Raw genomic sequence first — 13790 nt, forward strand, 5'->3', positions numbered from 1 at the left:
GGCGCCGCCGTTTGCCGTGACCACTGCTGCGCCGCAAGGTGCCGTCGCGGCGTGGCCTTGCTACGGTCCGGCGGCCCACCGCCGGCCGTGGCCCGTTGAAAGGAAACATCTCCATGCCGCACCGCACGACTGTGTTTCGCTGCCTGCTGTTGGCAGTGGCGCTGGCTGCTGGCCCCGCGACGGCCGCCGCCGATGCCGCCAACCTGCTTGCTCCCACCCTGCTCTTCCACGTCGATGCCAACCACGGCCTGCAGGCTGCGACAGCACAGGGCGAGGCCGTACCGAACTTCCGCGACAAGGTGGCGGTGGTCGACGACGGTGTACGTGGCAAGGCGATCCAGTGGGAAGACGATGGCGTGCTGGCCTGGGACGCGCCGGGCAACATCCTCGCCCAGCGCGGCACTCTCGCCTTCGACTGGCGCTCGCGCTATGCGGTGGGCGAGGCTCCGTTCGTGATCTTCCGCGTCGGTTACGCCGACCACAGCAGCTGGGACATGGCCTGGCTGCGCATCGACTGGAACGGACACGGTTTCGATGCCTTCGTCACCGATGCCAACCTCGCACGTACCCGCGTGTCCTTCCGCATGGACACGCCGCCGCGGCCGGACCAGTGGCTGCACCTGGCCTTCGCCTGGGACGAAGACCAGGGCGTGCGCCTGTCCGTCGATGGCCGTGAAGTGGCGCGCGCGCAGGCAACCGGCGATTACGATGCCGCGCTGGATCAGCTTGGCCTGGCGGGCCGGGTGATGGCTCCGTACCAGGTGCAGAGCCGCTACAACTTCCTGCGCGGCAGTGATTTCCAGCACATCCGCGTATATGACCGCATGCTGGACGCGGCGGCGGTGCAGGCCCTGGCCGCCGGCAAGGTCGCGGCCAGCGCGGTGGCGCCGGCCTCTGACCAGCGCGCATGGCGCCACCGCTTCGGCTGGGACGGTGCGGCACCGCCTGCGCTGGCGGCGGGCGGAACGCGCATCCGCAAGATCGAGTTCGCCGACACCCGCGACATGAAGGCATGGATGTGGAAGGCCACCGATGGCATCGCCGAAACCACCTGGCCGGGCGTCTACAACCGCTCGCGCCTGCCCGGCCGCAACGACTATTTCCAGCTGCCGGACTGGAACACCTACGTGGAAAGCGGGCAGTACCTGGACCTGACCCTGCCGGTGGGCGAGACCGTGAACCGCGTGGAGATCCGCGGTGCGGCCTTCGGCACGCTGGCCCACGGGCCCGACGCAGAACATGCCACCGACGTGCTGGCCACGCGCCCGCGCGGCGTGGTGCGCAGCGTGCAGGACATCCCCGCGCAGCAGGGAGGCGTGCTGCGTTTCAGCAACGTGGAACAGGAAACGCCGATCCAGGAAGTCTGGGCCTACAACGTGAGCGAAGGCGCCGAACCGGAAGGCACGGTGACACAGGCCTACGTGATCGACAGCCAGGCGCTGCCCGACTACACCAACCTGGAAGCGCTGCGGCGCTACATCGATGGCCGCTTCCCGGTGTCCGAGCGCAGCACGGTGATGGCCCTGCCCAAGGGCGCCGGTTCGCGCCGGCGCAGCGCCGACAGCCTGCCGGCGCAACCTCGCCCGATCGTGCATGTACTGATTCCTTCCGGCGTGGGCGACGCCCCGGCCAACCAGCCGCTGATCCGCAGCTGGGCCTACAGCTGGGAAAACATGCATGACGGCCTGGATGGCGTGGCCATCGACCTTCCTGCATTGGACCTGCCGGCCACCCACGATGGGCTGATCCCGCTCAACATCCGCATCAAGGATCCGATCTGGCCGGCACGCGACATGATCGATGTCTCGGTGTCGGTGCCGCCGGGGCAGCAGCGCACGCTGTGGCTGGACCTGCGCGATCGCATCCTTACCCCGGACAGCCTGTGGTTGAGCATCGCCTCGGCCGCACCGGGCTTCGATGCCGGCGCGCTGGACGGCGCGCAGATCCGCCTGGTGTTCAAGCCGCGTGCCGAAGCCTTGAAGGAACACGTGGCCGACCGCTTCAACCAGGTGCGCGACAACTGGGGCTTCCTGGTGGAGGAACACACCACCTCCAAGCGGCAGCGTCTCTATGCACGCGTCTACGCCGATCTGAGCGATCTGCTGCGCGTGGACCCGGACCACGAACTCGGCCGCCTGTACTGGAACTACATCAGCTACAACAGCCAGGGTCGACCGCCCTACACCGCGCCGGAGGTACCCAGGGGCGTGCCGGCGTGGGCGTTCAACCAGGTGCAGGATCTGGCCCAGGTGCGCCGGTTCGTTGACTGGTGGATCGATGAGCGGCAGGTGGCCTACGGTGATTTCGGCGGCGGCATTTCCGATGATTCCGACCTGACCCAGCAGTGGCCGGGGCTGGCGCTGATGGGCGTTCAGCCGGAGCGGCTGAATGCTTCGCTGACCGCGCTGTCCGATGCGGTGTACCGCAATGGCATGTTCAGCAATGGCCTGAGCACCATCGAAACCGACGAACTGCATTCCTATGAGGAAGGCATCAACACCAACAGCGCCATGCTCTACCTCAACTGGGGCGACCCGTTGACGCTGGAGCGGCTGATGGAAACGGTGAAGGCTTTCGACGAGCGCATCATCCTGCGCAATCCGCAGGGCCACCTGCTGTTCTCCAGCAACTGGTTCGGTGGCAACAAGATCTACCGCGAACCCAACTGGCAGTGGCAGAAGCCGTACTCGTTCCCGGTGCTGCACCCAGCCTTCCTGCTGGGCCAGTACAACGCCGACCCGACTGGCCGCAGGCTGGTGATCGGCCTGGCCGATGGCTACCTGGCCCATGCAGGCAAGGACGACCAGGGGCGCTTCACCCTGCCCAACGAGATCAACTGGGCCACCGGTGCCACCCGAGGCGGCGAGTTGAACAACGGCTCCGGCGGCGGCGACACGATGCACACCTTCTGGGCGGCGTGGCGCTGGACCGGCGATGCCAAGTACCTGCAGGCGCTGGATTACCGGGTAGCGCGCGGTGGCCCGGGTGCGCTGGCCAACCTCGGCGAGAACTACGTCGACGTGCTCGGCCGGCAGCAGGACTGGTACCCGAAGCTGACCGCCGAGGCCGATGCCGGCAGGACCGGCTTCGCCAGCCTGATGGCGTGGCAGGCCAGTGGTGACATGAAGTACATCGATGCGCTGCATGCCGAGGGCCTCCAAGCCAAGGTGCAACGCGCCTACATGAACACCGATGGACACTGGTGGTCCGACCGGGTGGAAGCACCGAGCGAATTCCTGCAGCGCGCACGCCTGGGCGGTATCGCGCTGAAGCGCAACCAGAGTTGGCCCGGCCATACCGTCAGCTGGCGCTTCGACCGCGATGGTGCCGCCGAGCAGGTCGCCCTGCTGGTGCATGCGCCCTCGCGCGAGCGCTTCACCGTGACCAGCTACAACCTGGGGGCGCGCACCATTGCCGCTGACATGACCGGCTGGAACGTGGCCAGCGGTACCTGGCGCATCCGCAGTGGCGTGGATACCAACGGCGATGGCCGCATCGACGGCACGCCGGTCGAACGCAGCGTGAAGCTGGAGACCAGTGCGTCGGTGCCGATGCAGTTCCGCCCGGGCCGCACCGAGGTGTTCGAGTTCGAGCGTGTGTCTGCGGGCACGGCGGTGGAGACACGCGCGGACCTGGGCGTGGGCCGTGGCGATCTGCATGTGGACGGCCGCCAGTTGCAGGTGACCGTGCACAGCCTGGGCCACGTTGGCAGTGGCGTGGGCGTGGCCGTGCTGGAAGATGCGCGTGGCCGCGAGATCGCACGCACCGAGGTGCCCGCGATGGCGGCACCGACCGACCTGCAGCCGAAGACCGTGCGGGTCCTGCTGCCGTTGCCGGCCGGTGACCGCAGTGGGCTGCGCGTGCGCGTGGCGCTGGCCGATGGCGGCGAGGAAGTGACACGGTTGAACAACGTGGCAGCCGTGCCGCAGTGATTCCATCGCTTCGCCGGGCGTGTCCCGGCGGGTACCGTCAGGACGCCTCGGTTTCCAGGCGCTTCACCCGCCGCTGGTACCAGTCTTCACCCAGCGGCTCGAACACGGCGCTGCGTTCCATCACGCCCTCGTACACGTGCAGCGATACCGCCACATCCGCATCGCTAGCGTTGCACAGCGTGTGGTACTCGTGCGGTGGGATCAGGCTGCCCGCGCTGCCGCGATGGCCGTACAGCGTCGGCTGGGCGGCGAAGCGATGGCGTTCGCCATCCTGCTCCAGCAGTGCGTACGGGGTGACGACCAGTTCACCCTGCCAGACGCCCTCCACACACCACATCGCATCGTGGTCGTGCAGTGGCGTGCCCTGGCCCGGGCCCCAGCACATCGCGATGACGCTGTAGCCCAGGGTCGGGCTGCGGTGCAGTTCGCGGCGGGCATAGTGTCCTTCGACCGGGCGCCGCACGCTGGGTGGCAGCTGGATCGAAGGATCGACGATGGCCTCACGCAGGACCTGCTGCAGCGCCCCGGTGATCGCCTCGGGCCTGCGCAGCATCACCGCGGTATCGATCGCGGCGACCAGGCGCTCCCGTCCGGTGAACGACAGTGGCGAGGACATCTCTCCCATGACCCGACTCTAGCCGAGAGGAGTTAACGGAATGTTTGCACCGCGGTGTCATCACTGCGTGCCGCGCTGCACGAACGGTACTTTTCCATACAGCGCCCGTTCGCCCGCACGTGGATCATCGACCACGCGGCTGTGGCGGTCGAACAGCATGGTTTGCCGCTGCGGCAGGCCGTAAGGGGCCCATTGCGACATTCCATGATGATTGGGGTCGCCGGTGCGCGCGAACGCGATCAGCGCATCGCTCATCGTCGCGGCCAGCGCTTGCGCATCTGCACCGCCTCCGGTGCGGGCCCCCGGCAGGCCGGCGTTGTCGAACACCAGCGGAATGTCCAGGGTATGAAAGGCGCGCAGCCGGCCTTCTTCCACCGGCGATCCCCACTCCAGCTGATACGCCCAGGTGGGGGCAGCGCCGCTGGGCTGGCGCGCACGCGCCTCCAGTTCCTCCAGCGCACCGCGCCAGGACCGCCCGGCGGTGGTGGCGGCGAAAAACACTTCCGACGGCGTGTAGTGCGGGTACAGGCGCCGGTACTCGGCGATCACCGTCTGCGGCAGCAGATCGACGAACTGCTGGCGTTCCAACTGCGCCGGCAAGGTATCCCACGTCAAGGCGAAGTTGGCCGGGTCATTGCCGAGAAACGCACGGGTCTCGTCGCGGGTATTGCCGATCACCATCGGAATGCCGGCCGATTGCCGCGGTGCCTGCGGCCAGAACGGATGGACCGGCAGGCAGACCTCGTCCAGTACCGGCCCGAAGTACAGCGAAGAGCTTTCCACCCGTGAGGGATCGCGTGCACGGGTGGCCGCCAGCAGATCGGCGGCGGGCAACCGCAGCAATGCCGCCAGGTCCTTCGCGCCCACGGCCTGCATGGCGATCGCCGCGCGCTGTGCCGCTGCACGCGGGCCGGCTGCAGTGACCTGCTGTCCGCTCATCGTCCAGGCGCGCTGGAACAGGCCGCGTGCGGCCGGCATCGCCATCAGCGTGGCGATCTTGGCCCCTCCGCCGGACTGGCCGAACACGGTGATGTTGCCGGCATCACCGCCGAAGGTGGCCGCATGCTCGCGCACCCACTGCAGCGCCTGCACCAGGTCGAGCTGGCCGGCATTGCCCGACGCGGCGTAGCGTGCATCACCCAGCGCACCCAGATACAGATAGCCGAAGGCGTTCAGGCGATGGTTGAGGGTGACCACCACCACGTCGCCGCGACGGCAGAGCGCGCTGCCGTCGTAGAGGGGGTCGCTGCCGGCGCCATTGTTGAAACCACCGCCGTGGATGTAGACCAGCACGGGGCGACGGGCGCCATCGCCCAGCGCGGGCGTCCAGACGTTGAGGTACAGGCAGTCCTCGCTCCCCGGACCTTCGGTGCCGCCCTGTGGTGCGGCCGCGCCATAGTCCAGCGCATCGGCGATCCCGTTCCAGGCCGCTTCCCGGCGTGGTGGCTGGAAGCGATAGGCGCCCGTATCGGCGCCGTAGCGCAGGCCACGGAACACCAGCACGCCCTGTTGACGCTGGCCACGCACACGCCCTCCGCGCAGCCGGACGATCGGCAGGCGGTCGTCGCGTGCGCCCGGCACCGCCGTTGCCGGCAGGGCTGCCAGAGTGGCCGTGGCCAACGCCCAGCGCGCACTGTCGCGCAGAAAGCGGCGGCGCTGCAGATCGCTTGGCGCTCCCGTCACCGGCCGTCCTCCGCACCGGCCCCTGCCACCAGCCAGGCCTGTGCCAGGGCCGGCCACAGCGCCAGCGTCGAACCGCGCTGCAGGTGCATGCCGAAGCCATGTCCACCATGGGCGAACACATGCAGCTCGTGCTCGACACCCGCGGCGGCCAGGGCCTGCGCCATCACCTGGCTGTTGTGCACGCTGACCACCCGATCGTCATTGGCATGTATCAGCATCGTCGGTGGCATGTCCGGGCGGACATGCTGCTGCAGGGAATACTGCGCAGCCAGGGCGGCATCAGGATGCTCGCCCAGCAGGCGCCCGCGCGAACCGCTGTGTGCATGCGCGCCCATGTCGATGACCGGATAGACCAGCACCGCCCGCGCCGGCCGCGCGCTCAACCGATCGATCGCATCACCTGCGGGATAGACCGGAGCATCGAAACCGGTGGCCAGCCGCGCAGCCACGTGGCCGCCGGCGGAGAAGCCAACGACCGCTACGTCGTCGGTGCGCAGGCCGCGCCGCGCGGCCTGGTCGCGCACCACCCGCAGCGCGCGCTGGGCATCGGCCAGCGCGGCCTGGCGGTCCCTGCCCGGCTGCGGCAGACGGTAGCGAAGGACGAACAGGGTAAACCCGGCGCGCTGCACCCAGTCGGGTACCAGCGCACTGCCTTCCTTGTCGATCACCACCCGCTGGTAACCACCGCCTGGAATGACCAGCACGGCATGGCCGTTCGGATGTACAGGGGTGTGCACCATCAGGTAGGGCGCATCGATGCCATCCACGAACCGGTCCGGATGGGCCGGGTCGGGGCTGCGTTCAACCACGCGCGCCGGCCGTGCCGGGCTGCTTTCGCCGGGCACCCGGCCGTCTGGCCATAGGGGCAGGCGTTCGCCCGCGACCTCCCTGCCCAGCCGCTGCCCGTCGCGCAGTGGGACCTCGGCGGCAGGTGCGGGCGCAGCGGCCAGCAGAACGGACAGGCACAGTACAAGGGTGGGCAAACGCATGTCGGACCGGGCTCCAGCGGGGGTGGGCAGCGTGCCGCACGCGCCGGGAAAGAGGGCGTGATGCGCTGCGGCTTGCGTGATGACACCGGTTTACCATATACACCTCCTGCAGACGCTGTCGATGGGCAGTGCAACAACGCAGAGGGAGACCGTTCTTGAGCAACGAACACGGCACACAGGGGCAGACGCCGACGCCGGACGATGCAGCCGCGATCGCCCGCGCCTTCACCGCCGCACGCCGCGCAGGCAACACCCTGCCTGCGTTTCCAGGCGCTATCCCGGCAGATCTGGTGAACGCCTACCTGGTCCAGGACCAGGCGATTGATCTCTGGGACGACCAAGTGATCGGCTGGAAGGTGGGATACATCGCCGCCGAGCGTCGCGATGGTTCCGGGGATGAGCGCCTGCTGGGGCCGATCTTCAAACGTCAGCTCTGGAATGATACCGGTGGAACAACGGACATCCCGGTGTTCGTCGGCGGCTTCGGTGCAGTGGAGGCAGAGTATGTGCTGGAGCTGCTGGAAGACGCGCCGGCCGGTCAGCTGCACTGGTCTCCGGAGCAGGCTGAGGCCCTGCCCGCGCGCCTCTACATCGGCGTGGAAGTGGCCAGCAGCCCGCTGGCCACCATCAACGAACTGGGCCCGCGCGTCGTGGTATCCGACTTCGGCAACAACAACGGGCTGGTGCTGGGGCAGGAGATTGCCGGCTGGACGGCCCGCGATGAGATCGACCTGCGCGCGGAAACCCTCATCGACGGCGAGGTGGTCGGTTCCGGTGGTGCGCCCCGCCTGCCCGGTGGCCTGCGTGCGGCCTACGCCTTCGCACTGTCCCGTTCGGCGCTGCGCGGCCGGCCGCTGCGCAAGGGCGATCTGATCGCAACCGGCAATGCCACCGGCATCCACGACATCGAGGCAGGACAAACGGCGCTGGTGCGCTTTGCCGGCTTCGGTGACATTGCCTGCCGGGCCGTGCCAGCGGGTTGACCGCTGGCCTGCCCTGGTGAACACGCGCGGGAGGGCGCAGATGATCACACGACGTAACTTCCTAGCCGGTGGCGCTGCCGCACTGGCTACGCCGATGCTCGCCGCCTGCGGCCGCGGGCCGGGCGGCAGCGTGGACGGCAGCACCCTGCTGACCGCCACCGACGTGCACGTGGCCGACTACCCGACCGTCACTGCGGTGAAGTGGATCGGCGAAACGCTGGAGCGTGAGACCAACGGCCGGCTGCACCTGCGCCAGTATCATTCAGGGCAGCTGGGCCGCGAGTCGGAAGCGATCGACATGGCACGCTTCGGTGCCATCGACATCACCCGCGTGTATGCCGGTGCACTGAACAATGCATTTCCCCTGACCCAGGCGCTTTGCCTGCCCTATGTCTTCAGGTCGGTCGCGCACCAGCGCGCCGCGCTCGATAGCGGCGTGGCAGACACGGTGCTGCGCGGCTTTGAAAGCCGCGACCTGGTCGGACTGGCGATCTACGATTCCGGCGCACGCTGCTTCTACAACACCAAGCATCCGATCATTTCGCCGAAGGATCTGCATGGCCTGAAGCTGCGCGTGGCCTCCTCGGACATCTTCATCCAGCTGATGCGCCTGCTCGGTGCCAATCCGACGCCGATGTCGCTGGGCGACACGTTCTCGGGCATGGAAACGCACATGATCGATGGTGCCGAGAACAACATGCGCAGCTTCCACTCCAGCCGCCACTTCGAGGCGGCGCACTACTGGTCGCAGAGCGACCATTCGTACGCACCGGACGTGCTGCTGATGTCGCGCGCCCGCTTCGAACGATTGGGCGCGGATGATCGCCAGCTGTTGCTGCACACCGCACGCGCATCGGTGACGGTGATGCGCGAGCACTGGGACGCGTCGGAGGACGCTGCACGCCGCGCCGTGCTGGCCTATGGCGTGAAAGCCAATGAGGTCGACATGCCCGCCTTCCGGGCCGCCGCCCAGCCGCTGCTCAAGCAGTACCTGCAACAGCCGGACATCGCCGCGCTGGTTGACCGCATCCGCGCTGCCTGAGGACATCTGCCATGACCAAGACCCTACCGGCCACCGCCGGGCCCGCACAGCGACTGCTGGACCGCATCGCCGACATCGCCATCTACTGTGCCGTCGCTGCCCTTCTGGGGCTGGTGGTGGTACAGGGCTGGCAGGTGTTCGCGCGCTACGTCATCAACGATTCGCCCAGCTGGACCGAGCCGGTCACCCTGCTGCTGCTGGCCACGGCGATGAGCCTGGGCGCCGCCTGCGGCGTGCATACCAACCGTCACTTCGGCTTCTTCCTGCTGCACGCTCACATGGGCCCTGGCGTGCGCCGCGCGGTGGATGTGCTGGTGCAGGCGGTGGTGGCCGTGCTGGGTGGGTTCATCGCCTTCTGGTCGGCCGACCTGCTGCTGGACGGGCTGGACATCAAGACCGCCGGCGCCAACCTGCCGCAGAGCATCAACTACCTGCCGCTGGCCGTGGGTGGTGCGCTGATGGTGCTGTTCGCGCTGAACCGTGCGTGGAAAGCGCTGCAGGCCCGCGACGCCGGCAGCGACGACGCTGAAGGAGATCGTTGATCCATGGGCATCACCATCCTGTTCTCCGTATTCGCCGTGCTGCTTCTGCTGGGCGTGCCGGTGGCCTACGCGCTGGCCGCCGCGGCGCTGGCCACCCTGCTCTACCTGGACATTCCCAGCATCGTGCTGGTGCAACAGATCTCGGCCGGCACCGGCTCCGCCTCGCTCATCGCCATTCCACTGTTCATCTTTGCAGGCGAGATCATGATGCGCGGCGGCATCTCCGAGCGGCTGATCGCGCTGGCCTCGTCACTGGTCGGACGCCTGCGCGGTGGCCTGGGCCAGGTCTCGATCCTGTCCTCGCTGTTCTTCGGTGGCGTGTCCGGCTCAGCCATCGCCGATGTGTCGGCGGTCGGTGGCACGATGATTCCGCAGATGGTCAAGCGCGGCTATGACCGCGATTTCGCCGTCAATGTCAGCATCACCGCTGCGCTGGTGGCGCTGCTGGTACCGCCATCGCACAACCTGATCCTGTTCTCGGCGGCGGCGGGAGGGGGCCTGTCCATCGCCGATCTGTTCGCTGCGGGTATCGTACCGGCGCTGCTGATGACGCTGGCATTGATGATCACCGGCTATGTGGTGGCACGACGTCGCGGCTACGGCGTGGAAGTGTTCCCCGGCTGGCGCGCCGTGGCGCTGCGCATTGTCTCCGCCCTGCCCGGCCTGGGCCTGGTCGCGCTGATCTTCGTCGGCATCCGTGCCGGCATCTTCACCGCCGTGGAGAGCGCGGCCATCGCCGTGGTCTATGCCTTGCTGGTCACCACCGTGCTGTACCGGCAGCTGCGCTGGCGCGAGTTCTTCGACACCGTCATCCATGCTGCGCGCAGTACCGGCGTGATCCTGTTCGTGATCGCCACCGCCGCCGTTTTCGGCTGGCTGCTGGCCTACCTGCAGGTACCGGCTGCGGCCGTGGATTTCCTGCAGTCGTTCGCGCACAGCCAGTTCATGGTGCTGCTGATGATCGTGGTGATGCTGCTGTTGCTGGGCACCTTCATGGACCTGGCGCCGATGATCCTGATCTGCACGCCGATCTTCCTGCCGGTGGCCAGGGCCTACGGCATCGATCCGATCCACTTTGGGCTGGTGCTGGTGCTGACGGGCGGTCTGGGCCTGGTGACACCGCCGGTGGGATCGGTGCTGTTCATCGGGACCTCCATCGGCAAGATCAGCGTGGGCCAGAGCATGCGCACCATCTGGCCGTTCTGGTTCGCCGCGCTGGGCGTGCTGCTGGTGGTCACCTTCTTCCCCGCCCTGTCACTGTGGTTGCCAGCCGCGCTGCGCGGCTGAGACCGGAGGAGGCCGCCATGCACGCGCTGCGGATCGTCACCGCCGCCACCCTGCTCGCTCTGCTGATGCCGGCGTTGCCGGTGGCGGCCACCGATGCCGCGCCGGTGCCGACGCCGTGGGCGCGGGGGCTGGAACACCAGCGCCAGGCCGACCGGGGCGATGGCACCTTCCTGAACCCGGTACTGGCCGGTGACCGCCCTGATCCGTCGGTGCTCAAGGACGGCGACGACTACTACCTCACGCTGTCTTCGTTCGATGCCTATCCCGGCCTGCCGATCTGGCATTCGCGCGACCTGGTGAACTGGCAGCCGCTTGGCCATGCCATCACCCGCAACGTCGGCGCGATCTGGGCGCCGGACATCGTCAAGCACCAAGGGCGCTACTTCATCTACTTCCCGGCCCGTACCGCTGGCCGGCGCAGCAACTTCGTGGTCTGGGCCGATGACATCAAGGGCCCGTGGAGCGCGCCGATCGATATCGGCCTGGGGGGCTACATCGATCCCGGTCATGCGGTGGGCGAGGACGGCAAGCGTTATCTGTTCCTGAGCGGCGGCGACTATGTGCAGCTGGCCGACGATGGCCTGAGCGTGGTCGGCACGCCGACGCATGTCTATGACGGCTGGCGCTACCCGGAAAGCTGGGACGTGGAGGCCTACGCGCAGGAGGGCCCGAAGATCCACTTCCGCGATGGCTGGTACTACATGACCACCGCAGTGGGCGGTACCGCCGGCCCACCGACCGGGCACATGGTGATCACCGCGCGCTCGCGTTCGATCCACGGTCCCTGGGTGAATGCCCCCAACAATCCGATCACGCGCACGCGGTCGGCGGCCGAACCCTGGTGGTCTCGGGGCCACGCGACGGTGATCGAAGGCACCGATGGACGCTGGTGGATGATGTACCACGGTTACGAGAACGGCTTCTGGACGCTGGGGCGGCAGGCCCTGCTGGAGCCGATCGAGTGGACCGGCGATGGCTGGTTCCGGGCCACGGGCGGCGATCTCGGCCAGCCGCTGCGCAAGCCGGCCGGAGAGGCGCTGGCCCCGCATGGCATGGCGCTGTCGGACGATTTCCGAGGCAGCACGCTCGGCCCGCAGTGGGCGTTCTTCAACCCGGCACCGGATGAGTACCGGCGGTTGGGTTTCAGCGGCAACGGTCTGGTCCTGCAGGGCAAGGGCAACGGCCCGCGCGACGCCTCGCCACTGACCACCATCGCCGGCGACCCGGCCTACCAGTTCGACGTGGAGATGGAGATCGCCCCCGGCGCCGTGGGCGGCGCGCTGCTGTTCTACAGCGACCGCCTGTATGCGGGAGTGGGCAGCAATGGCGAGTCGTTCATCATGCATCGCTACGGCGAGGAGCGCCCTGCCCGACTGGCGGCCGGTGCGCGTGGCGGCCGGCTGTGGCTGCGGGTCACCAACAACCGCCACATCGTCACCTTCCACTCCAGTACCGACGGGCACACTTGGCAGAAGTATCCGGTTCAGATGGAAGTGTCCGGTTACCATCACAATGTAGCGGGCAGGTTCCTGGCGCTGAAGCCGGCGCTGTATGCGGCCGGCGACGGTACGGTAACCTTCCGCAACTTCCGCTACCGCGCGCTGGATTGAGCGCGGAGCCGGAATCCCCAGACTTATCGGGTTCAAAACATGTCAGTGCGCAACAAGAACGATGCCGCTACGCCGGCATTGGCGAAGGGCAAGGCAGCCACCATCAACGACATCGCGCGACTGTCGGGTGTATCCAAGAAAACGGTTTCAAGAATCATCAACAACTCACCGCTGGTGCGCAAGGACACGCGCGACAAGGTGGAAGCGTTGATGCGTGAAGTGGGCTACATGCCCGATCCGCTGGCCCGTGGACTGGCCTTCCGCCGCTCCTTCCTGATCGGCATGGTCTACGACAACCCCACCGCACAGTACATCGTGGACATGCAGTACGGTGCGCTGGACGCACTGCGCGGATCCAGCTTCGAGCTGGTGGTGCACCCCTGTGACAGCCGAAGCCCCGGTTACATCGAGGGCGTGCGCCGCTTCGTGCAGCAGCAGAAGCTGCACGGCGTGATCCTGGTGCCGCGCGCCTCGGAAGACCAGGCGCTGGCGGACATGCTCGATGAGATCGGCTGCCGCTTCACCCGCGTCGCTGCACTGCCGCTGGATGAAAGCTCACAGATGGTGGTCACCCATGACCGTGACGGTGCAGCCGAAGCCGCCGACTATCTGCTTTCGCTCGGCCACCGTGACATTGCCCTGGTGACCGGTCCCAGCGCCTACCGTTCCGCCCATGAACGTACCGCCGGCTTCATCGACGCGTTGTCACAGCGCGGTATCGAGCTGCCGAAGGACCGCATCATCGAGGCGGGCTACACCTTCGAATCCGGCGTGGCCGCTGCCGAGAAACTGCTGCTGGGCAAGCGCCGCCCGACCGCCATCTTCACCGGCAACGACGAAATGGCCGCCGGCATCTACAAGGTGGCGCTGCGCGCCGGCATCAACATTCCGCGTCAGCTGTCCATCGTCGGCTATGACGACAGCCCGCTGGCCTCCCGCCTGTGGCCTTCGCTGACCTCGGTACGCAGGCATACCCGCGACACCGGGCGTACCGCTGCGGCGATGCTGATCCAGCCCGAAGGCCAGGCATCGTTGCCCATTGCCAGCGTGCGGCCGCACCTGATCGTGCGCGATTCCTGCCAGCCGCCAGAGGATTGAGGCCGAAG

The 13790-nt window shown here is 67.7% G+C and carries 10 protein-coding genes; 7 read left to right on the forward strand and 3 right to left on the reverse strand.

The window, feature by feature from the left end:
- The first annotated feature begins 113 nt into the window (after positions 1–113).
- Positions 114–3932, forward strand: coding sequence for a LamG-like jellyroll fold domain-containing protein (locus O0J73_RS17985; protein ID WP_308309293.1), 3819 nt, complete (start codon positions 114–116; stop codon positions 3930–3932).
- A gap of 37 nt (positions 3933–3969) precedes the next feature.
- On the opposite strand, the gene O0J73_RS17990 is transcribed toward O0J73_RS17985, so the two are convergent.
- From O0J73_RS17990 to O0J73_RS18000, 3 genes are read right to left on the reverse strand one after another with little or no spacing between them, the layout of a single operon-like run.
- A complete protein-coding gene (locus O0J73_RS17990) occupies positions 3970–4557 on the reverse strand; it encodes a cysteine dioxygenase family protein (protein ID WP_197564508.1) in 588 nt (195 codons plus the stop codon).
- A 51-nt stretch (positions 4558–4608) separates the two neighbouring features.
- Complete coding sequence (locus O0J73_RS17995) at positions 4609–6231, reverse strand: carboxylesterase family protein (RefSeq protein WP_006479419.1); 1623 nt, start codon at positions 6229–6231, stop codon at positions 4609–4611.
- Positions 6228–7220 (reverse strand): alpha/beta hydrolase, encoded by a 993-nt coding sequence (locus O0J73_RS18000; RefSeq protein ID WP_049456670.1) that lies wholly within the window; start codon positions 7218–7220, stop codon positions 6228–6230. The genes O0J73_RS17995 and O0J73_RS18000 overlap by 4 nt, the downstream gene beginning before the upstream one ends.
- 155 nt (positions 7221–7375) lie before the next feature.
- Between O0J73_RS18000 and O0J73_RS18005 the strand changes: the two genes are divergently transcribed.
- The 6 genes from O0J73_RS18005 (at position 7376) to O0J73_RS18030 (ending at position 13782) form a co-directional block, all read left to right on the forward strand.
- The gene (locus O0J73_RS18005) at positions 7376–8203 is read left to right on the forward strand and encodes a hypothetical protein (RefSeq protein WP_004153358.1); all 828 of its coding nucleotides are present in this window, start codon (positions 7376–7378) and stop codon (positions 8201–8203) included.
- A gap of 40 nt (positions 8204–8243) precedes the next feature.
- On the forward strand, positions 8244–9245 hold the full coding sequence (locus tag O0J73_RS18010; RefSeq protein WP_004153359.1) for a TRAP transporter substrate-binding protein: 1002 nt from the start codon (positions 8244–8246) through the stop codon (positions 9243–9245).
- 11 nt (positions 9246–9256) lie between these two features.
- Positions 9257–9787, forward strand: coding sequence for a TRAP transporter small permease (locus tag O0J73_RS18015; RefSeq protein WP_004153360.1), 531 nt, complete (start codon positions 9257–9259; stop codon positions 9785–9787).
- Between the two features lie 3 nt (positions 9788–9790).
- Positions 9791–11074 (forward strand): TRAP transporter large permease, encoded by a 1284-nt coding sequence (locus tag O0J73_RS18020; protein WP_053508035.1) that lies wholly within the window; start codon positions 9791–9793, stop codon positions 11072–11074.
- 65 nt (positions 11075–11139) lie between these two features.
- Positions 11140–12684, forward strand: coding sequence for a family 43 glycosylhydrolase (locus tag O0J73_RS18025; RefSeq protein WP_197564514.1), 1545 nt, complete (start codon positions 11140–11142; stop codon positions 12682–12684).
- A gap of 39 nt (positions 12685–12723) precedes the next feature.
- Complete coding sequence (locus tag O0J73_RS18030; protein ID WP_004153364.1) at positions 12724–13782, forward strand: LacI family DNA-binding transcriptional regulator; 1059 nt, start codon at positions 12724–12726, stop codon at positions 13780–13782.
- Positions 13783–13790 lie beyond the last annotated feature (8 nt).

This window comes from Stenotrophomonas sp. Sm6012, assembly GCF_030985895.1.
In the GTDB taxonomy this organism is placed as follows: Bacteria; Pseudomonadota; Gammaproteobacteria; order Xanthomonadales; family Xanthomonadaceae; genus Stenotrophomonas; species Stenotrophomonas forensis.

Coding starts and splice junctions, on each gene's coding strand:
- O0J73_RS17985 (WP_308309293.1), top strand. CDS start 114: ATGCCGCACCGCACGACTGTGTTTCGCTGCCTGCTGTTGGCAGTGGCG.
- O0J73_RS17990 (WP_197564508.1), bottom strand. CDS start 4,557: ATGGGAGAGATGTCCTCGCCACTGTCGTTCACCGGACGGGAGCGCCTG.
- O0J73_RS18000 (WP_049456670.1), bottom strand. CDS start 7,220: ATGCGTTTGCCCACCCTTGTACTGTGCCTGTCCGTTCTGCTGGCCGCT.
- O0J73_RS18010 (WP_004153359.1), top strand. CDS start 8,244: ATGATCACACGACGTAACTTCCTAGCCGGTGGCGCTGCCGCACTGGCT.
- O0J73_RS18015 (WP_004153360.1), top strand. CDS start 9,257: ATGACCAAGACCCTACCGGCCACCGCCGGGCCCGCACAGCGACTGCTG.
- O0J73_RS18020 (WP_053508035.1), top strand. CDS start 9,791: ATGGGCATCACCATCCTGTTCTCCGTATTCGCCGTGCTGCTTCTGCTG.
- O0J73_RS18025 (WP_197564514.1), top strand. CDS start 11,140: ATGCCGGCGTTGCCGGTGGCGGCCACCGATGCCGCGCCGGTGCCGACG.
- O0J73_RS18030 (WP_004153364.1), top strand. CDS start 12,724: ATGTCAGTGCGCAACAAGAACGATGCCGCTACGCCGGCATTGGCGAAG.